The sequence below is a fragment of the Lentzea sp. DG1S-22 genome (assembly GCF_036321065.1).
Classification (GTDB): Bacteria; Actinomycetota; Actinomycetes; order Mycobacteriales; family Pseudonocardiaceae; genus Lentzea; species Lentzea jiangxiensis.
The window spans coordinates 506,015-525,338 of the sequence record NZ_CP143276.1 but is presented as its reverse complement, the minus strand read 5'-3'; the positions used below and the strand labels follow the sequence as shown (position 1 = coordinate 525,338).

The 19,324-nt window shown below is 70.6% G+C and carries 16 protein-coding genes; 3 read left to right on the top strand and 13 right to left on the bottom strand.

Features of this window, described 5'->3' with window-relative positions; genetic code table 11:
• Positions 1–96 precede the first annotated feature (96 nt).
• Positions 97–861, top strand: a complete 765-nt coding sequence (locus V1227_RS02430) for a pectate lyase (protein ID WP_329790802.1) — start codon at positions 97–99, stop codon at positions 859–861.
• 33 nt (positions 862–894) lie between these two features.
• On the opposite strand, the gene V1227_RS02425 is transcribed toward V1227_RS02430, so the two are convergent.
• From V1227_RS02425 to V1227_RS02400, 6 genes are all read right to left on the bottom strand, one after another.
• Positions 895–2,040, bottom strand: a complete 1,146-nt coding sequence (locus V1227_RS02425; protein ID WP_329790800.1) for an enolase C-terminal domain-like protein — start codon at positions 2,038–2,040, stop codon at positions 895–897.
• Entirely contained in the window at positions 2,037–3,305 is a 1,269-nt protein-coding gene (locus V1227_RS02420) for an ABC transporter substrate-binding protein (protein ID WP_329790798.1), read from the bottom strand. The genes V1227_RS02425 and V1227_RS02420 overlap by 4 nt, the downstream gene beginning before the upstream one ends.
• An 11-nt stretch (positions 3,306–3,316) precedes the next feature.
• Positions 3,317–4,198, bottom strand: coding sequence for a carbohydrate ABC transporter permease (locus V1227_RS02415; protein WP_329790796.1), 882 nt, complete (start codon positions 4,196–4,198; stop codon positions 3,317–3,319).
• Positions 4,195–5,070 (bottom strand): carbohydrate ABC transporter permease, encoded by an 876-nt coding sequence (locus V1227_RS02410; protein ID WP_329790794.1) that lies wholly within the window; start codon positions 5,068–5,070, stop codon positions 4,195–4,197. Before V1227_RS02410 ends, V1227_RS02415 begins: the two co-directional genes overlap by 4 nt.
• Positions 5,067–7,250, bottom strand: a complete 2,184-nt coding sequence (locus V1227_RS02405) for a pectinesterase family protein (RefSeq protein WP_329790792.1) — start codon at positions 7,248–7,250, stop codon at positions 5,067–5,069. Before V1227_RS02405 ends, V1227_RS02410 begins: the two co-directional genes overlap by 4 nt.
• A gap of 303 nt (positions 7,251–7,553) precedes the next feature.
• Entirely contained in the window at positions 7,554–8,726 is a 1,173-nt protein-coding gene (locus V1227_RS02400) for an MFS transporter (RefSeq protein ID WP_329790790.1), read from the bottom strand.
• A 75-nt stretch (positions 8,727–8,801) separates the two neighbouring features.
• On the opposite strand from V1227_RS02400, the gene V1227_RS02395 reads away from it, so the two are divergent.
• Positions 8,802–9,785 carry a LacI family DNA-binding transcriptional regulator gene (locus V1227_RS02395; protein WP_329790789.1) on the top strand — a complete coding sequence of 328 codons (984 nt, stop codon included), beginning with the start codon at positions 8,802–8,804 and terminating at the stop codon, positions 9,783–9,785.
• Here the strand turns inward: V1227_RS02395 and V1227_RS02390 are convergent, their stop codons facing one another.
• The 3 genes from V1227_RS02390 to V1227_RS02380 form a co-directional block, all read right to left on the bottom strand.
• The gene (locus V1227_RS02390) at positions 9,786–10,679 is read right to left on the bottom strand and encodes a cellulose binding domain-containing protein (protein ID WP_329790787.1); all 894 of its coding nucleotides are present in this window, start codon (positions 10,677–10,679) and stop codon (positions 9,786–9,788) included. It lies immediately after the preceding gene.
• Complete coding sequence (locus V1227_RS02385) at positions 10,666–12,636, bottom strand: RICIN domain-containing protein (RefSeq protein WP_329790785.1); 1,971 nt, start codon at positions 12,634–12,636, stop codon at positions 10,666–10,668. Before V1227_RS02385 ends, V1227_RS02390 begins: the two co-directional genes overlap by 14 nt.
• 154 nt (positions 12,637–12,790) lie before the next feature.
• The gene (locus V1227_RS02380; protein WP_329790783.1) at positions 12,791–13,558 is read right to left on the bottom strand and encodes a hypothetical protein; all 768 of its coding nucleotides are present in this window, start codon (positions 13,556–13,558) and stop codon (positions 12,791–12,793) included.
• 156 nt (positions 13,559–13,714) lie between these two features.
• Here V1227_RS02380 and V1227_RS02375 point away from each other — a divergent pair, with 156 nt between their 5' ends.
• A complete protein-coding gene (locus tag V1227_RS02375) occupies positions 13,715–14,542 on the top strand; it encodes an alpha/beta fold hydrolase (protein ID WP_329790781.1) in 828 nt (275 codons plus the stop codon).
• Here the strand turns inward: V1227_RS02375 and araA are convergent.
• The 4 genes from araA to V1227_RS02355 all read right to left on the bottom strand — a co-directional run bounded on the left by araA (position 14,512) and on the right by V1227_RS02355 (position 19,266).
• Positions 14,512–16,014, bottom strand: coding sequence for an L-arabinose isomerase (gene araA, locus V1227_RS02370; RefSeq protein ID WP_329790779.1), 1,503 nt, complete (start codon positions 16,012–16,014; stop codon positions 14,512–14,514). The two genes, V1227_RS02375 and araA, sit on opposite strands and share 31 nt — an antisense overlap.
• Positions 16,015–16,031: 17 nt before the next feature.
• Positions 16,032–16,685, bottom strand: a complete 654-nt coding sequence (locus V1227_RS02365) for an L-ribulose-5-phosphate 4-epimerase (protein ID WP_090096252.1) — start codon at positions 16,683–16,685, stop codon at positions 16,032–16,034.
• On the bottom strand, positions 16,685–18,358 hold the full coding sequence (gene araB / locus V1227_RS02360; protein WP_329793940.1) for a ribulokinase: 1,674 nt from the start codon (positions 18,356–18,358) through the stop codon (positions 16,685–16,687). The genes V1227_RS02365 and araB overlap by 1 nt, the downstream gene beginning before the upstream one ends.
• Positions 18,359–18,912: 554 nt before the next feature.
• Positions 18,913–19,266 carry a hypothetical protein gene (locus V1227_RS02355; RefSeq protein ID WP_329790776.1) on the bottom strand — a complete coding sequence of 118 codons (354 nt, stop codon included), beginning with the start codon at positions 19,264–19,266 and terminating at the stop codon, positions 18,913–18,915.
• Positions 19,267–19,324: the final 58 nt, after the last annotated feature.

Sequence of the window (19,324 nt, the reverse complement as noted above, 5' to 3'; positions counted from 1 at the left end):
CGATATTCGACTCGAACAATCGAAATCGGTTGACTCGACCGGGGCCCGCTCTAGGATTGAATTACCGCCGCGCATCCCCCTGCAAGCGGAGCGCACATGAAGAAAGTTCTGACAGCGGTTCTGACCACGGCGTTGGCCGCGTTTCTCGCCCCTGTGGCACAGGCGGCGGGCAGCACATTCCCGACGCCGACGGGACCGAAGCCCGTCGGCGCGACCATCAAGGTCGGGGCCGGCACGTACGACGGAGGCATGCAGCGGTTCTACGGCACCGGCAACCTCGGTTCCGGCGGCCAGAACGAGGGCCAGGACCCGATCTTCCAGCTGGCCGACGGCGCGACGCTGAAGAACGTCGTGCTCGGCGCGCCGGCCGCGGACGGCGTCCACTGCCTCGGCACCTGCACGCTCACCAACGTGTGGTGGGAGGACGTCGGCGAGGACGCGGCCACGTTCAAGGGCACGTCGTCCTCGCAGACCATGACCATCAGCGGTGGTGGCGCGCGCAAGGCCTCCGACAAGGTGTTCCAGCACAACGGGCCGGGCACGATGATCATCCGCAACTTCCAGGTGGACGACTTCGGCAAGCTCTACCGGTCCTGCGGCAACTGCAAGACCCAGCACAAGCGGCACGTCGTGATGGAGAACGTCACGGCGTTCTCCCCCGGCAAGAACCTCGCCGGCATCAACACCAACTACGGCGACACCGCCCGGTTCTCGCGGATCACCGTCGTCGGTGACAGCAGCAGGAAGATCGCTGTCTGCGACAAGTACCAGGGTGTCACGAGCGGCGAACCGAAGAAAATCGGAACCGGTTCCGACAGCACCCACTGCCTGTTCAAGTCCTCGGACATCACCTATCGGTAGAGGAAAAGCCCCGGCGCTCCGCCGGGGCTTTTCTCACCATTCTTCAAGAGTGTGAACTCCGATGTGTTCGAAATTCCAGTCGTCCCCGATTCCCGGGCGAACCGGAAAGGTCACGTTCCCGTTCCCGTCCAGCGGGTCGACGATCGAGCCGCGGTGCGGCGGAACCCGGTCGAAGTCGACGTGCGGGTGCAGCAGGCCCCGTTCGTACCACCGTCCCGCATCGGTCGCGCCGAGCACGGTCAGGCTGGCCGACCCGTTGCCGTGGATCTCGCAGTCGACGTTGAACGCCTCGGCGAGGTGCACGGTCTTGAGCACCGGCGTGATCCCGCCGCTTCCCGCCGGACCCGCGCGCAGGACGTCGCAGGCCCCCGAGCTGATCCACTCGGCGCGCGTGTGGTGCTTGCCCCACGCCACCTCCGGGCCGATCACCGGGATGTCCAGCTGGTCCGCGAGCCACCGGTAGGAGCTGACCGACGCCTCCTCCATCGGTTCCTCGAACCAGTAGTAGTCGAGCTCCTGCAACGCCCTGCCGAGCCGCAGCGCCTCCGTGCGGGAGTACCAGTGGCTCGCGTCGAGCATCAGCGCGACGTCCGGTCCGACCGCCTCCCGCACGGCCCGGCACGCCTCGACGTCCCGCGAGACGCTCGGCGCGCCGGGGACCGGCGGCATCCAGGTGTGCAGCTTGATCGCCCGGTAGCCCACCGACACGAGGTGCTTCGCGAAGTCCGCGTAGTCCCCCGGCGTCGCCAGGCCGTCCGTGTCGCCGCACATCGTGCTGGCGTAGGCCGGGATCCGGTCACGCGCGCCGCCGGCGAGCTTCCACGCGGGCAGTCCCGCCTTGCGCGCCACCAGGTCCCACAGCGCCGTGTCGACGAACCCGAGCGCGCGGTCGGTGAAACCGCCGTGCGAGCCGCGCTGACGCCTCGCGAGCAGCCGCCAGAGCCGTTCGCGGTCCCACGGGTCCTGTCCCAGCAGCACCGGCCGCACGTGCTTGTCCAGCACCGCCGGGCGGACCTGGTCGGGCTGCACCGCGCAGTAGCCGGTGGCGCCGTCGGTGTCGGTGATCTCCAGCAGCGCCTCGGTGATCTCGTGCTCGGGTGCCGGGTGCCGGTGGCCCTCCGCGTCGACCGAGGTGCACGCCGTCGTGGTGAACGTGCGCACCGCTACCCGTTCGATCACTTGCGCTTCTCCCAGTCCTGCTGGGCGGTCGTGAGCTTGGCCGCGAGCTGGTCGAGGAACTCCTGCGCGGACATCTGCCCGAGCAGCACCTTCTGGTACAGCGGCTCGGTGTCGGTCTTGGTGATCGACGAGTACTCGGGCAGGTAGACCGGTGCGGGCACGAGCACGGTCGCCGGGTCCTCCAGCACACCGAGCGCCATCTTCACGGCCGCGTTCTTCTGGATCCACTCCGCGCCGCGGACGTCGGTGTTGGCGGGGATCTGGCCGACCTTCTCGTTCCAGTAGCCGTTGCTCTCGGCAGAGGTCAGGAACTCGACGAACTTCCAGGCCGCGTCCGGGTTCCGGCTGCCCTTGAACACCGCGAAGCCGTCGGTCGGGTTCGGCACGACGGTCCGCTTGCCCGAAGGTCCCTTCGGCAGCGGCATGGCGGCGACCCGCTCCGGGCCGAGGGCCTTCATGACGTCGGCGGTGGAACCGAGGTTGTGGTGCATCATCGCCACCGTGCCGCCGGTGAACTGGGCGACCATCTGGGTGTAGTTGTTGTTCACGTCGGCCTCGGGCGTGGCCTTCTTGTACAGCTCGGCCACCTTCCGCACGAGCTCGGCGTTGCGCGGGTCGGCGACGGTGCTCCTGCCGCCCTCGTAGAACTTCTCGACGCCCGAGTAGGAGTACGCCTCGGACAGCAGCTGGAAGACCGAGCCGGCGCCACCGCGGATCGTGAAGCCGTACTGGTTGGCCGCCGGGTTGGTCAGCCGCACGGCCGCGTTCGCCAGCTCGTCCCAGGTGGACGGCTCGGCGATCTTGGCCTCCTCGAAGCGGTCGGAGCGGTACCAGATCACGTCCATGTTGCCCGACGCGGGGACGGCGTAGAGCTTGCCGTCCGGCGCGGTCTGCCGCACGGTCTCCAGCAGGCCGTTCAGCAGCTTGCCCTTGAGCGGGCCGTTCTCGATCCGCTCGTCGGCCGGCTCGAGCGCGTCCTGGCCGACCAGGTGCGCGAGGTAGGACGTCGTGACACCGCCGACGTCCGGGGTGGAGCCGCCGGCGATGGCCGTGTCGTACTTCTGCTGCACCGACGAGCTGGGGATGCCGACGTACTCGACCTTGACGTCCGGGTTCGCGGCCTCGAACCTCTTGATCAGCTCCTGGTAGATCGGCGTGCGGCCGGGGCCGCCGTTGTTGTCCCAGAACGTGATCGTCGTGGGTCCGTCCCCTCCCGCGGAGCAGGCGCTCAGCACGAGCGCCAGCGCGAGCAGCAGTCTTCTCATGCTTCTCTCCCTCATCCCTTGACCGCGCCGGCGCTCAGTCCCTGCACCAGGAACCGCTGCACCACGGCGAAAACCAGCACGACGGGCACCGCGGCGACGACGCCGCCGGCCGCGAGCGCCCCGAAGTCGGTGTTGAACTCGCCGAGGGCGTAGCTCAGCCCGACCGGCAACGTGAACTTGTCCTGCTTGCTCGCGAACATCAGCGCGAACAGGAAGTTGTTCCAGGCACCGATGAACGCGAACGACCCGACCGCCACCAGCGCCGGGCGCAGCTGCGGCAGCGTGACCGCGAAGAACGCCCGCAGCCTCGTGCAACCGTCGACCATGGCCGCTTCTTCCAGCTCCACCGGCACGTTCCGCACGAACCCGCTCATCAGGATCAGCGCGAGCGGCAGCTGGAACGCGGTGTCCGCGATGATGAGCCCCGTCAGGCTGTTGAGCAGCCCGGCGGACTTGAAGATCACGAACAACGGGATCAGCATCATCGCGCCGGGGATGAACTGCGTGCACAGCAACGCGAGCAGGAACACCCGCTGGCCCCGGAACCTGAACCGCGCCAGCGCGTAGCCGCCCATCAGCGCGAACACCGTGACCGTGACGAGGGTGCCGACGCCGATGATCAGGCTGTTCTGGAAGAACAACCCGAAGCCGACGCCGTTCCACACCGTGTCGAAGTGCTCGAACGTGATCGGCCACGGCACGAGCGAGGTCTCCCCCGCCGGCCGCACCGCGAACACCAGCATCCAGTAGAACGGGATGAGCGTGAACAACAGGTAGAGCACCAGTGGCAGGTGCAGCCGGAAGAACCGGCTCGGGTCGCGGTGCCTCCTGCGCCTCGGTGGTGACGGCGGTGGTACGACCGGCGTTTCCGGGCGGATCAGCGTCTGGGTCATGCCCGGCTCCCGAACTTGGACAGCCTCAGGTAGAGGATCGAGAAGAACAGCAGGATCACGAAGCCCGCCATGGTGAGCGCCGAGCCGTAGCCGAAGTCGTGCGAGTCGACGGCCTTGCGCGCCACGTAGAGCGGTAGCGTGGTGGTCTGGTTCGCCGGGCCGCCACCGGTGAGCGTGTAGATGAGGTCGACGTTGTTGAACTCCCACACCGCTCTGAGCAACGTGGACAGCACGATCGCGTCGCGCAGGTGCGGCAGTGTGACGCTCACGAACCGGCGCCACCTCCCGGCACCGTCGACGCTCGCGGCCTCGTACAGGTCTTTCGGGATGGTCTGCAGGTCGGCGAGCAGCAGGATCGCGAAGAACGGCACACCGCGCCACAGCTCGGTGACGACGGTCGCGGGGAACACGGTCGCCGGGTCGCCGAGCACCGACGTGCCCGGATCACCGATGCCCCACTGCGCGAGCTGCTGGAAGACGCCCGTCGACGGGTTGTAGAGCAGGATCCAGATGCCGGTCGTGAGCACGCCCGACACCGCCCACGGCGAGAACACCAGCGCTCGCGCCAGCGCCCTGCCCACGAACGTCTCGTTGACGATCAGGGCGAGGACCAGGCCCAGCACCAGCTGCAGGCCGACCTCGACCACGACCCACTTGGCGCTGAAGACGAGGCTCTGCCAGAACAGCGGGTCCTCGAACAGCATCCGCCGGAAGTTCTCGAAGCCGATGAAGCCGTTCTTCCACGGCTGCGTGACGGTGTGCTGCCGCAGGCTGAACCAGGCGACGCTCGCGATCGGGTAGACCAGGAAGACCGCCATCAGCACGAGCGTCGGGGCGATCAGGGCGTAGGGCGCCCAGGTGCGGGTCCTCACGCCGGGTTCCACCCGCTCAGGTAGGCCGCCCTGGTGTGCTGCCGCGCCTGCTCGTCGGTGAGCTGGGGGCGGTCGGCGTTCGTGCCCGCGCCGGGCCCGGTGTTGCGGTACTCCGCGAACCTGGCGCCCCGCCACGGGAAGCCGGACATGTCCGTCCACGGCCCGGCCTTGATCGCCGCCGGCAGCTCGGTGTCGCGGATGACGACCTGGGCGATCGCGTCCGGGTCACCGCCGGGGTGCCACGGCCTGCCGAGGAAGTACGTCCCGGCCGGGGCGTCGCTGCGGATCTTCGAGTTGACGATCAGGAAGCCGTGCGGGTTGTCCCTGCGGGTGCTCGCCGCGGTCACGTACCCGTTGGGGTCCTGGCCCCGGTTCAGCGCCGTGATGGTCGCCCGTTCGAAGACCGCCGTCGCCCGCCCGAAGAGGAAGTCGACGTCGCCGGTGATCGCGCAGTCCCGGTAGTACTGGCGCGACCGGGCCGTCGTGGACGGCGTGTCCGCGTACAGGGTGTCCTGGTGGCCCTCGAACCGGACGCGGTCGAACAGCACCCGGTCACCGGTGGCCTTGACCGCCACGGCCTGGGTGGCCGTGATCTCCGGGTGCTTCGCGCGGTCGAACGAGTTGCGGAAGGTGATGTCCTTCGCGGTGAACCCGTCCGCGGCGATGGTCGCCGTCGCGCTGCCCGTGGTGCCGTACGTCGTGCCGTCGGGTTTCTTCGTCCCGCTGGCGTTGTCGTAGTCGATCACGACGTCCTCGGCGTTGCCGGTGGCACCGCGCAGCGTGAGGTTCCGCTTGCCGGCCGGGATCTTGACGACCTCGCGGTGCACGCCCCCGGGCACCGTGATCACGGCTCCGGCCGGCGCCGCGTCGATCGCGGCCTGGACGGACGGGAAGCCCTTGCCGACGACGAGGTGACGTCCCGCCGGCTGCGCGCCCGCCTTCAGGTGCTTGACGCGGTGCGCGGGTTCGAGGCCGCGGTTCAGCGTCGGCGTCCAGCCCGCGTCCGTGCCGAGCGCCTTGTCGGGGAACGCGGCGTTGTGAGCGTTCACGAAGCTGAACGGCCGGCCGTCGAGGAGGTTGCCGGTGTCGGTGATCGCCGTGCCGCCCCAGTTGTAGACGACCTTCTCCGGCGCGATGCCCTTGACGAAGTTGTTCTGCGCGACGATCTGCGACTTGACGCCGACGCCCCAGCTGTAGGTCTGCGCGCCCTCGTAGAGGTTGTTGTAGACGTGCACCTGCCCGAACCGCACCCGCGGCGCGCGCTCCAGCACGTTGCGGAAGACGTTGTGGTGCACGGAGACCCTGAGCTTGCCCGGGTCGACCGTGGACGAGTTCGACGAACCGATCAGCATCGTCTTGCCGTGCTCGGCGAAGACGTTGCGCGACACGGTGATCAGGTCGCTGCCGTTGGTGATGTCGAGCTGCCCGTCGTGCACCTGGTAGGGCCGTCCGAAGTGGAGCGGCTGGGTGCTGTCGACGTTCGGCTCGTCGGTGAACGTGCTGTGGTCCACCCACACGTTCTCGGAGCGCTGGACCGACACCGAGTCGTAGAGCGAGTTCCAGTTGCCGGGAGGCGCCCCGGGGCTGTTGTCCGCGGGATCCCACTGCGGGAAGCAGTCGCGGGTGTCGCGGAAGGTCAGGTTGCGCACGATCACGTTGCGCACGTTGTGGATCCGCAGACTCCCGCCCGTGATCCCGGCCCCGCCGCCGACACCGATGATCGTGGTGTCCGACGGCACGTTGAGCGCGATGACGGCTTCCTGCTTCTTCGCCGAAGCCTTCCGCGCCTCCTCCAGCACCCCCTCGGGCTCGCGCTCCCACCCCCACACGGCGGGGTCGTAGGCCGCGAGGTACCCGGCCAGCGTGTACCCGTCCGCCGCGTAGTCCTCACACCGCAACGGCTTCCCGTCGTCGCCGCTGTTCGCGTCGATCACACCCCTGACCTTGACGATGCGCGGCGCCGGAGCCGCGAGCGCCGCGACGAGCTCGGCCCGCGTGCGCACCTCGTGCACGTTCCCCCTGGGCGCCGCCGCACCGCCGGTGGTCCCCGTGCCGGCCGATCCCCAGCCGTCGCCCGCGGGCAGCACCTGCCGGGCGGGGTCGTGGCCGGCGTGCGCGGGAACGCTCACCACCCCGGTGCACGCGCAGGCCACGGCCAGCGCGCCAACGAAAAGCCGCATGACGGAATACCCTTCGCAAAGGATTCACATTCTTGAACAGCGTCCACGATCGTGAAACGAGTATTACGAATGCGTCCGGCGTGCGTCAACGAAGTGAATTCATTCGACAATTCGCCACCGCGTTCGACGGTTGTTCGAATCGAACGCGGTCGAATGCGCGGTGAGGTGGATCAGCGAGTGATCAATTCATGCTCGTGAACCGATGTCCAGCTCGTCCCAGCGCCACTGAACAAGACCGTCCGTGAGCAACGGGAGGACCCGTGGCTCACGGACGGCAGGAGCGGTGGTGCGGCTGCGCGGTGCTCAGCTCTCGACCGGCCTCAACATCGGCACCAACGCCAGTGCGGGCAGCAACAGCAACGGCACGATGAGCAGAGCCTTCAACACCCCCACGCCGTTCCCGAGCAACCCGACCAGCGGAGGCCCGGCCAGGAACGCCGTGTACCCGATCACCGCGACCACGCTGACCCGGGCGGCGGCCCGCTCGGGGTCATCCGCCGCCGCACTCATCCCGACGGGGAACCCGAGGGCGGTCCCCAGTCCCCAGACGGCCACCCCGGCGACCGCGAGCCACACGGATCCGGCGAACACCGCCAGAGCCACCCCGGAGGCCGCCAGCAGCATCGACACGACGATCGCCGGCACCCGTCCCCAGCGGTCCAGCGCGATCGTGCCGAAGATCCGGCCGAACGTCATCGTCGTGACGAACACGCCGAACACCACGGCGCCCAGCGCCGGGTCGAGCGCGTAGCCGTCGATGAACGCGACCGCCACCCAGTCGTTCGCGGTGCCCTCGGTGAACGCCAGCACCAGCACGAGGAGCCCGATGAGCAAGGTGCGGGGTTCGCGCCACGCGGCCATGACCCCGCTGCCGCCGCCGTGCTCGGCCTCGACCGCCAGCCGGTAGGTGCGCGACGCCACGAGGGTGCCTGCGGCGACGATGAAGGCCACCACGGCCAAGTGGGCCGTCACGGGCAGGACGGCCCAGGCGGCGAAGGAGGCCAGGCCCGCGGCGACGACGGTGCCGAGGCTCCACATCGCGTGGAAGCGGGGCATGACCGTCTTGCCGAGCGCGCGTTCCACCTCGGCGGCCTCGACGTTCATCGCGACGTCGCACAGGCCCGAGCCGTAGCCGAGCGTGAAGATGCCGATGGCGGTCAGCACGGCGGACGGGTGCGCGCCGATGCCGACGCCTGCCACCGCGAGGCCCACGGCGACGGTCACGGCGGAGACCGCCACCGTGCGGCGCGGGCGGAGGCGGTGGGTGACCTCGCCCGCGGTGAGCATCGCCAGGCAGGCTCCCACGGACATCGACAGGAGCAGCAGGCCCAGTGCGCCGGGCGTGAGGCCCAGCGCGTCGCGGGCGGCGGGGACGCGGGCGAACCAGGTCGCCACCGCCACGCCGTTCAACCCGAAGGTGACCGCCACGCCCGCCGCGGCTGCTCGGACCTGGCTGCGTGGCACCGTGACCGACATCCCGGTCCCTCCCTTTCTCGATACACGAAGTGCTCACCCCACACATGGAAGCGCTTCCACAGCAATACTGCCGGTATGACGGCAGAACGCACCGCGACGCTGGACGACGTGGCACGGGCCGCAGGCGTGTCCCGGGCGACCGCCTCCCGTGTCATCACCGGGCAGGGCCCCGCCTCACCGCGGGCTCGGGACAGGGTCACCGCGGCGGTGACGGCGCTGCGATACGTGCCGGACGCCTCCGCCCGCGCACTGGTCACGCGCACCGGCACGCGGCTCGCGATCGCCGTCATCGGGCACACCGCCGCCGTGCTCGACGACCCGTACGTGGGCCGTGTGCTGACCTCGGCGGCGCACGTCGCCGCCGAGCGCGAGGTCGGCGTGTCCCTGCACTGGCTGCCCCTCGACGACCCCGGTTCACTCGCCCGGCTCGCCGACGGGCGCGGGCTCGGCGGGCTCGTGGTCGTCAACCCGACGCGGCCCGCGCTCGAGACCGTGCCGCGCCGGCTGCGCGGCCGGGTCGCGGCGGTCGGGGGCGGTACCCGCGACGTGCCCTCGTTCGACGTCGACAACCGCGCCGGCACGGACGGCGTCGTGCGGCACCTGGTGCGCACCGGCAGGCAGCGGATCGCGATGGTCACCGGGCCGTCGTGGCTGCTCTGCTGCGACCGCGCCGTCGAGGCGTACCGGCAGGTGCTGCGCGAGACCGGTGGCGAGCCGCGCGTCGTCCAAGGCGACTTCACGGCGGCGCGGGGTGCCGACGCCGCCATCGAGGTCATGGGGCGCTGGCCCGACACCGACGCGGTCTTCGCGCTCAGCGACCTCACCGCGCTCGGTGTCCTCGACGGACTGCACGCGCTCGGCGTGCGGGTGCCGGGCGACGTGGCGGTCGCCGGGTTCGACGACATCGCGTTCGCCGGACTCAGCCGTCCGGCGCTCACGACCAGCACGCACCCGGTCGAGGAGATCGCCACGGCCGCGGCGACCTCCGTGCTCGACCGCGGGGACGGTGCCAGGGCGACGTTCTACCCGTCCCGGCTCGTCGTCCGGGACAGCGCCTGATCATTCCACCGAACACGGGGCGCCGTTCAGGCTGAACGCCTTCGGAACCGCGTTGTCACCCCTGGCCGAGCCGTTGAACCCGATTTCCACCGAACCGCCCGGGGCGATCTTCGGGTTGTAGTGGACGTTGACCGCGTTGACCAGTCCGCGGAACTGACGCGGCGTCGCGTTCCACATTTCGTCCACGACCTGTCCGGTGGCGAACGCCCACTGCAGCGTCCACCCGTCGACCGGCGCCGTACCGGTGTTGCGCACGGTCACAGTCGCCTGGAACCCGCCGGGCCACTGCCCGACGACGCGGTAGGCCACGGCGCAAGTCCTGGCCGGCGGCCGTGGCGCGGTGGTCGTGGGAGGAGGTGTGGTCGTCGTGGTCGTCGCGCCAGGTGTCGTCACGACGGGAGGCGCGACCGCTTGGCCGTCGCACGGCGGTCCCCACAACCCCCGGTCGGCGGCCGCCGCCTCGGACTCGGCGGTGAGCAGCGCTCCCCCGTCGACGCCCTCGGGCCGCAAGGCGCCCTGGCGCACGGCCAGCAGGGCGTAGTCGGTGCCGTCCTCGAGCGCGAGGTTCACGTCTCCCGACAGCACAGGACTGATGCGGACGGAGGCCGCCAGCAACCTCGCCCTGGCGAAGGTGAGCGCTCCCGCGGCCCAGCACTCGGCCGGTGCCGCCAGCTGCGCGATGCGCACCTCCGTGCCGTCCGCCAGCTCGACGGTCCGGCCGTCGACCACGTCCCGCACGACGTGCAGCACGCGCTCCGACCGCACCTGCTCGTTGATGAGCGTGGGCGGCTTGAACGGCGTCCGCGTCCCGGGTGGCGCCGGCGCCGGTGGCTCCGCGGTGCAGGCCCCGGCGAACAGCACCAGGGCCGCCACGAGTCCGCTAGCCGCGCGCAACGACCGACCAGCGCTGGTTCGCGCCCGAAGTCGCTTGGTACAGACCAATTCTGGCACCGTCCTCACGCGACTCGCCGATGACGTCGAGCAGACTACCCGTCACCGCGTTCACGAACGTCCACGTGCCGTCCCCGGTCGAGGACAGCACCCACCGCGCGGCAGGGCCGTCCGCGACGCCCAGCACGACGCCGCCCCCTTCGGCTGCGACGCGCTGCCCGGTGGCGGAGTTGGTGATGGAGAACTGGGCGCGGTGGTCGTAACCACCCGACCGCCGCTCCACCCGCCACACCTGGTCGGCCGCGGCGAGGTCCGTGGTGCGCTGGACGAGCGAGGTGCCCGACGGCGCAAGGGACTTGCCGCTCTGCACGCCGGTGAGCCGGTACTCCCCGCCGAGCGCGGCCGCGCGGTTCACGCCGCCGACCCCGCTCACCTCGAACGTCGTGACCGACCTGGCGGGCACGGAGAGCGTCGCCTTGCGGTCCTGCACGCGCACGGAGGCGCCCTTCACCAACGCGCCGTGCTGATCCGTCACGACCGGCCGGACGGACGCGTTCTGCCGCACGGACGCGAACGCCGACAGGTCCAGCGTCACGGACTGCGCCTGGTCTGCCTTGTTCAGGTGCACCACGGTCTTCAGCTCGGTGTCGCGCACCGCCGCCACGTCGGTCGTGGTGTTCACCTTCACCAGCCGGTCACCCGGCTTCACGAAGTGGGTGAAGTTGCGCAGGGTGTGGAACTTCGTGTTGACGCGCGCCGGGCACGTGGCGAGCGTGTCCCGCGGCCCGCAGTCGAAGGGGATCTGGACGACGCCCCAGTTCATGCCGTTCGGCGACTCGGCGCCGGGCTTCATGTTGTTGTAGTCCTCGACCGCCTGCCAGAGCAGCCAGGCGCGCGGTTCCAGCTCGCGCAGGTCGTCGATCACCCGCTCGGCCATGCCGAGGCCGGGGTCCATGCTCGTGAAGCTCTGCCCGGAGCCCCAGTGCCCGTCGACCTCGCTCATCCACAGCGGTTTGCCCGCTCCCTTGGCGATGTCGCGGGCCGAGGTGCGGCGTCCGGTGCCGTAGGTGTGCACGTTCAACTGGCCGACCTGCGCGCGCACCGCGGCGGGGTAGCCCGCCCAGTCGTCGGCGAAGAGCCCCGGGTTGGTCTCGTCCGGCGCGGAGACCACGGCGCCGAGCCCGTTGGCGCGCAACGCCTCCGCCATCTCGGGCACCACCTTCGCCTGCAGCGCCGGACCCATGTGGGCGCCCTCCTGCCGGCCGCCCGTCGGGTTGCCGTCCGGTCCCAGGGTCGTGCGCCAGTAGGAGGTGTTGGGCTCGTTGAACGGGTCGACCGTCGCGAACCTGATGCCGTGCGCCCGTTCCAGCTCGGCCGTCGCCTGCGCGAGGTAGGCGGCGAAGTCACCGGTCCTGTCCTCCCGCAGCTGGTCCGCGTTCGGGTCGAAGCCGCCGGACACGTACCCGCTCACGGTCTGGAACCACGGTGGCGAGTTGCTGAACGACTCCCAGCGGGTCACGTCCCGCTTGATCCGGTCGACCCACCACCGCTGGCGCGGATCGGCCGCCGTGTCGAAGAAGCGCGGGTCGCCGGGCTTCCACCAGTCGGTGTCCCCGCGGGTCGTCCCCTCCGGCGCCTTCCACCAGCCGGGGACCGCCGCACCCGCCCTCAGGTAGCCCGGCACGTCCGGCGCGTTGCCGCCGCCGACGTTGTAGCGGGCGATGTTCAGGTTGAGGCCGTCCTCGCCGAACAGCAGCTCCGCGAGGTGGTCGCGGATCTCGTCCGGGTAGCCGCCGGTGGCGTTGGCGAACCACACCAGGCTCGTGCCCCAGCCCTGGAACGGCTCCTGCTGGTAGGTCGGATCCGGTCGCACCGACACCTGCTCGACGGCGGCGACAGCGGGCGCCGCTGTGGAGAGCGTGAGCGCCGAAACGGCGAGCAGAGCTAGAAGTCTGGTCATCGGTTCTCCGTTGAACGCGCGATGTTCACGCTAACATCTATCGAGAACCTCCTGGTGCGTCAAGGTCCTGCCGGTGGAGGCGCGGCCACCGGCAGGACCTCTCGGAACGCTCGCTCCCGAGGAGACGGGCCTGCCGCTCGAACCCCGAGGAGAGTTATTCGAGCGAGCAGGTGGCGAAGCGCTCCAGCCCCTGAGGCCGCGCGTCCACACGGCCGATGGCGATGGTGATCCGGTCCAGCGCGGCGGCGCGCTTGCTCGCCAGCGGGCCCAGGATCGCGTTCTGCACGAAGTTCGGCCCGCCCTGACCCGCGGACGTGCGGAGCCGCTCGTTGGCCTCCGCCAGTTGCTTGCCCAGGTTGGCGAGCTCGCGGTCGACCTCCGCCCGCGCCGCCGCGGGAACGTTCCCCACCACGGGCGACGGGCACTCGATGGTCCCGGCGGCGGCCGGTGCGGCCGACCCGGTGGAGCCCGCGGGGGACGTCCGCGACGTGGCCGGCGGCGCGGACACGGCCGGCGCCTGGCCGAGGCCGCAGGTCGCGAACCGCTCCAGCCCCTCCGGCTTCGCGGCGACCCGGCCGATGGCGGTCTCGATGCGGTTCAGCGCCGCGACCCGCTTGCTCGCCAGCGGGCCCAGGATCGCATTCTGCACGAAGTCGGGCCCGCCCTCGCCGGCCGAGGTGCGGAGCCGCTCGTCGGCCTCGGCGATCTGCTTGTCGAGGTTGGCGAGCTCCCGCTGCACCTCGGCCTGCGCCGCGGCGGGCACCGCCGGTACGACGGCTCGCGGGCACGCGATGGAGCCGGTCGCGGTCTCCCCGCCGGCGAAGGCGACGGCGGCCGTCACGGCGGTCAGGGTCGCCGCGACGGCGACCCCGGCGACGATGACCCGCTTGCTCCGTTGCGGTCGTGCATGCGCTCTCGACATCTTCGAACCTCACGAGTAGGGGACGTTGCTGCCGGCACCACGGGATACGGACCCGGAAGGTAAAGGGTTCAACTACTTGTGAGCGTTCACAGCCGATGGCATGCTCTCGCTTCATTCCGCCGCAGTCCGCACCTGCGAAGAATCCGGGGAACAGCCATGCCGTCGGCAGACAGAGTCGTCCACGAACAGATCCCGCTGCGCGTCCGCGGGGTCAACGTCAAGGTCGCGTCGGTGCGCCGGGGAGGCACCGACGCCCCGGTGGTCTTCCTGCACGGGTTCGGCACGAGCAAGGAGGACTACCTCGACGTCCACCAGCGGCACGACTTCGCCGGACGCCCGTTCCTCGCCTACGACGCACCGGGTTGCGGCGCGACGGAGTGCGCCGACCTCGGTGAGGTCGACCTGCCGTTCCTCGCCGACACCGCCCGCACGGTGCTCGACCGCGCGGGCATCGGCCGGTTCCACGTCGTCGGGCACTCGAGCGGCGCGCTGACGGCGTTGCTGCTCGCGCACCAGGAACCGGGCCGCGTGCTGAGCTTCGTGAACATCAAGGGCATCCTCGCGCCGGAGGACTGCGTGCTCAGCCGGGAGGCGCTGACGCACCGCGATCCCGGCGGCTACCTGTTCCGGCTCGCCGAGAGCTGCCGCGACTCGCTCTGCTACGGCGGCGGCCTGTTCGCGGCGAACCTGCCGAACAAGGTGCGGCGCGGTGCCGTGGCCACGCTGTTCCGCTCGATGGTCGAGCTCGCCGACCACGGCGACCTGCTGCCGAAGTTCCTGTCACTGCCGTGCCCGCGGCTGTTCGTCTACGGCGAGCAGTACGCCGGGCTCTCCTACCTGCCGCTGCTCGACGCGAACGGGGTGGAGCTCGCGGAGATCCCGCACAGCGGACATCTCCCGATGTACTCCAACCCCGTCGCGACGTGGCGGCAGATAGCCGAGTTCCACGCCCGTCAGTTGATCCCGGCCGCCAGGCGGTGGTAGGCGGCGTTCCAGCGCAACCGGTCGGCGAACGACGCGGGGGTCGTCGCGGAGTCGATCAGCACCAGCTCCGTGGCGGCCATCTGCGCGAAGTCGCGCAGCACCTCGGCCCCGACGGCCTGCGTCATCACCGTGTGGTGCGGGCCGCCCGCCGTGAGCCAGCACTCCGCGGACGTCGAGAGCGACGGCTCCGGCTTCCACACGGCCCGCGCGACCGGCAGCTTCGGCAGCGGCTCGTCCGGCGGGACGACCGTGACCTCGTTGGCGACCAGGCGGAACCGGTCGCCCATGTCGGCGAGCCCGACCACGACGGCGGGTCCGGACGCGGCGTCGAACACCAGCCGCACCGGGTCCTCGCGGTCGCCGATGCCGAGCGGGTGGATCTCGCAGGACGGCTGGGAGGCGGCGATCGTCGGGCAGACCTCCAGCATGTGCGCGCCGAGGATCTTCGGCTCGCCGGGCCCGAAGTGGTAGGTGTAGTCCTCCATGAACGACGTGCCGCGGCCCGTGCCGGTGCCCATCGCCTTCACCGCCGCGAGCAGCGCGGAGGTCTTCCAGTCGCCCTCGCCGCCGAAGCCGTAGCCGTCGGCCATCAGCCGCTGCACGGCGAGCCCCGGCAGCTGCCGCAACCCGCCCAGGTCCTGGAAGTTCGTCGTGAACGCGCCGAACCCTCCGTCGTCCAGGAAGGACCGCAGGCCGATCTCGATGCGGGCGGCGTAGCGCAGCGACTCGTGCCGCTCTCCCCCGCGTGCCAGCTCCGGGCTGAGGCGGTAGGCCTCGGCGTAGTCGGCGACGAGCAGGTCGATGCCGGCGTCGGGCACCTCGTCGACGACGGCGACGAGGTCGTTGACGCCGTAGGTGTTGACGGAGACGCCGAACCGCAGCTCCGCCTCGACCTTGTCGCCCTCGGTCACCGCGACGTCGCGCATGTTGTCGCCGAACCGGGCGAGCCGCAGCCCGCGCAGGTGCGCCACACCGGCCGCCGCGCGTGCCCAGCCGTCGATCCGCTCGGCCACCACGGGATCGCTCGCGTGGCCCGCGACGGTCTTGCGCGCCACCCCGATCCTGGTCTGCACGTAGGCGAACTCGCGGTCACCGTGCGCGGCCTGGTTGAGGTTCATGAAGTCCATGTCGATCGTGGACCACGGCAACGCCTCGTTGAGCTGCGTGTGCAGGTGCAGCAACGGCTTGCGCAGCAGGTCCAGACCGGTGATCCACATCTTCGCCGGGGAGAAGGTGTGCATCCACGCGATCACACCGACGCAGGACGGGTCGTTGTTCGCCTCCTGCATGACCGCCCGGATCGCGCCGGAGTCGGTCAGGACCGGCTTCCACACGATCTCCGCGCTGATCCGACCGGAGTCCGAGAGCATCCGCTGGATCTGCTGGGACTGGGCCGCGACCTGGTCGAGCGTCTCGGGGCCGTAGAGGTGCTGGCTGCCGGTGAGGAACCAGATCTGGGGCTTGTCCGGCATGTGCTCTCCTTCTGGGCTCACTGGCCGTAAACGTTCTGGTAGCGCTCGTAGAGCCGGTCGACGTCCTGCTGGTCGATCACGTCCGGCTTGCCGAGCTGGAGTGCGAAGTGGACGGTGCGGGCGACGTCCTCGAGCAGCACCGCGGCCTTCACGGCCGCCTTCGCCGTCGCACCGACCGTGAACGGGCCGTGGTTGCGCATCAGCACGGCCTTGGACCGGCTGGTGCGCAACGTCTCCACGATGCCCTTGCCGATCGAGTCGTCGCCGATCAGCGCGAACGGCCCGACCGGGATGTCGCCGCCGAACTCGTCGGCGATCATCGTGAGCACGCACGGGATTGGCTCCCCGCGTGCCGCCCACGCTGTCGCGTAAGGGGAATGCGTGTGCACGACCCCGCCGACGTCCGGCATGTGCCGGTACACGTACGCGTGCGCGGCCGTGTCGCTCGACGGCGCCAGCTCACCCTCGACGAGCTTGCCGTGCAGGTCCGTCACGACCATCGCGTGAGGACCCAGCTCGTCGTAGGAGACACCGGACGGCTTGATCACCATCAGGTCTTGGTCGGGCACGCGGGCCGACACGTTGCCGGCCGTCCAGCTCACCAGCTCGTAGCGGGTCAGCTCTCGGTGCAGCTCGGCGACCGTGCGCCGCAGCTCTGCCGTCGCGGACATCAGCTCTTCCCCTCCAGGGCGTCGCGGCGGTATCCCCGCAGGCGGTGCATGACATCGTTGGCGCCGCGACCGAAGTAGTCGTGCAGCTCGAGGTAGTCGAGGAACAGCCGTTCGTACGCCTCGACGTTCTTCTGGACGGGCGTGAAGACGTTGCGCCGCACCGATCCCATCGCGGCCGCGGCTTCGCGGATGTCGCTGTACCCACCCGCGGCGACCGCGGCGTGCATCGCCGAGCCGAGCGCCGGTCCCTGCGCCGACCCGATCACCGACAGCGGCAGGTTCACGACGTCGGCGTAGATCTGCATGAGCAACGGGTTCTTGGTGAGCCCGCCCGCGATCACGAGCTCGGTCACCGGCACGCCCGAGTCGGTGAAGGTGTCGATGATGACCCTCGTGCCGAACGCCGTCGCCTCCAGCAGCGCGCGGTAGACGTCCTCGGCCTTCGTGGCGAGCGTCTGGCCGACGACCACGCCGGACAGCTCGTGGTCGACGAGCACGGACCTGTTGCCGCTGTGCCAGTCGAGCGCGACGAGCCCGTGCTCGCCGACCTCCTGCTGTGCGGCCAGTTCCGAGAGCAGCTCGTGCACGGTGATGCCGCGTTCGGCCGCCTGCTCGTGGTACGCGGGCGGCACCTGGTTGCGCAGGAACCACGCGAAGATGTCGCCGACGCCGCTCTGCCCGGCCTCGTAGCCCCACAGCCCCGGGATGATGCCGCCGTCGACGACGCCGCACATGCCGGGCACGTCGCGCAGCACGTCGCCGCTCATCACGTGGCACGTGGAGGTGCCCATGATCGCGACCATCTGCCCGGGCTCCACGGCCTGCGCGGCGGGCGCGGTGACGTGGGCGTCGACGTTGCCGACCGCGACGGCGATGCCTTCCTTCAGCCCCGTCCACCGCGCGGCCTGCGCGGTCAGGGATCCGGCCCTGTCGCCCAGCGCGGACAGCGGGTGGTCGAGCTTGTCGGCGACGAACCGCGCGAACTCCGGGTTGAGCTCCTTGAGGAACTCCTCGTCCGGGTACCGGCCGTCCTGGAGGATGCCCTTGTACCCGGCGGTGCACGCGTTGCGCGTGTAGGTGCCGGTGAGCTGCCAGATGATCCAGTCCGCGGCCTCGACCCAGTGCTCCATCGCCGCGTAGACCTCAGGTGCCTCCTCCAGCACCTGCAAGCCCTTGGCGAACTCCCACTCGCTCGAGATGAGCCCGCCGTAGCGGGCGAGCCACGGCTCCTTGCGCTGCCGCGCGAGCTCGTTGATGCGGTCGGCCTGCGGCTGGGCGGCGTGGTGGCGCCAGAGCTTGATGTAGGCGTGCGGGTTCTCCGCGAACTCGGGCAGGTCGCACAGCGGGGTCCCGTCGGCGGTGACCGGCACCATCGTGCACGCCGTGAAGTCGGTGCCGATGCCGATCACCTGGTCCGCCGAGATCCCGGCCGCCTCGACGGCCTGCGGGACGGCGGTGCGCAGGACGTCGAGGTAGTCGGATGGGACCTGCAACGCCCACTCCGGTGGCAGCGGCCGGCCGGTGGCGGGCAGAACCTGGTCCACCACGCCGTGGCGGTAGTCGTGCACGGCGGTCCCGAGCTCGGCACCGTCACGGACGCGCACGACCACAGCGCGGCCGGACAGCGTGCCGAAGTCGACACCCACCACACACGCGTCGCGGTCGATCGTCATGTCAGTCACGACCTGAGTGTTATCGCTAACATTCCGCGAGTCAAGATGCGTCCGATACATCGTGATTTCCCTGGAAGCGCCCGAAATGTGTTACGGGTGAGCGCACGACAACACACCGGTGCCGCCGACACGGCGGACGGGGCTCGCGGACGAGGGCCGGCGCGTGGGGAGCCGGCGGGTGCGAACTGGTCGCGTGACCTGCTGAGGAGGTCCTGCGGTGAGCGAGCCGACCGCCGGGGAGGACGGTCGGCGGCGTCACGAACCAGTCGTGGAAAGCACGACGGCGGTGGGTGGTCGCGGACCCGGTGGAGGGCCTCGCCGTAGCCGTCGCAGCCGCGCGGGTTGGGCAGCGGCACCGCCCGGCCCTGCCCTGCCGGCACCTGGCGGTGGGGGCGGGCCAGGCTAGTGATGCCGCCTCCCGCAGAAGCTGACGGCCAATGCCGCGCTCACCCCTGCCACGCGAGCGCTCGGTGGTGGAGGTGGACCAGACCGGCGATGTCACCTCCCACAAAAGCCGACAGCCAATCCCACGCCCGCCCCTGCCGCACGAGCACTTAGCGGTGAGGTTGGACCAGGTCGACGAGGCCACCTACCGCAGAAGCCAACGGCCAGTCCCACCGCGCCAGCACCTCGTGGTGGAGGTGGACCAGGCCGGTGATGCCGCTCCCCGCAGAAGCCGACGCCAAGTCCCTCGCCCAGCGCTGCCGCGCCGGCACCTGGCAGGAGAGGTGGACCAGGTCGGAGTTGCCGCCTCCCACAAGAGCCGACGTCCAGTCACGCGCCCACCCCCGGCCGCGCCGGCACCTGGTGGTGGTGGACCAGACCGGCGGTGCCACCTGCGCAGAAGCCGACGGCCAGTTACGCGCCCGCCCCGCGCAGTCAGCGAGGCCGAGGTGCACGGCGTTCACCGCTGCCGAACCGCCGTCGCCTCACCGGCACCTCCGGCGCGGGACGTCCCGCGGTCCG

What these genes read in the sequence shown, in the direction of transcription:
- V1227_RS02420 (WP_329790798.1), bottom strand. Translation starts at nt 3,305, where the DNA reads ATGAGAAGACTGCTGCTCGCGCTGGCGCTCGTGCTGAGCGCCTGCTCC.
- V1227_RS02415 (WP_329790796.1), bottom strand. Translation starts at nt 4,198, where the DNA reads ATGACCCAGACGCTGATCCGCCCGGAAACGCCGGTCGTACCACCGCCG.
- araA (WP_329790779.1), bottom strand. Translation starts at nt 16,014, where the DNA reads ATGCCGGACAAGCCCCAGATCTGGTTCCTCACCGGCAGCCAGCACCTC.
- V1227_RS02365 (WP_090096252.1), bottom strand. Translation starts at nt 16,685, where the DNA reads ATGTCCGCGACGGCAGAGCTGCGGCGCACGGTCGCCGAGCTGCACCGA.
- V1227_RS02400 (WP_329790790.1), bottom strand. Translation starts at nt 8,726, where the DNA reads ATGTCGGTCACGGTGCCACGCAGCCAGGTCCGAGCAGCCGCGGCGGGC.
- V1227_RS02380 (WP_329790783.1), bottom strand. Translation starts at nt 13,558, where the DNA reads ATGTCGAGAGCGCATGCACGACCGCAACGGAGCAAGCGGGTCATCGTC.
- V1227_RS02405 (WP_329790792.1), bottom strand. Translation starts at nt 7,250, where the DNA reads ATGCGGCTTTTCGTTGGCGCGCTGGCCGTGGCCTGCGCGTGCACCGGG.
- V1227_RS02385 (WP_329790785.1), bottom strand. Translation starts at nt 12,636, where the DNA reads ATGACCAGACTTCTAGCTCTGCTCGCCGTTTCGGCGCTCACGCTCTCC.
- araB (WP_329793940.1), bottom strand. Translation starts at nt 18,358, where the DNA reads ATGACGATCGACCGCGACGCGTGTGTGGTGGGTGTCGACTTCGGCACG.
- V1227_RS02395 (WP_329790789.1), top strand. Translation starts at nt 8,802, where the DNA reads ATGACGGCAGAACGCACCGCGACGCTGGACGACGTGGCACGGGCCGCA.
- V1227_RS02430 (WP_329790802.1), top strand. Translation starts at nt 97, where the DNA reads ATGAAGAAAGTTCTGACAGCGGTTCTGACCACGGCGTTGGCCGCGTTT.
- V1227_RS02375 (WP_329790781.1), top strand. Translation starts at nt 13,715, where the DNA reads ATGCCGTCGGCAGACAGAGTCGTCCACGAACAGATCCCGCTGCGCGTC.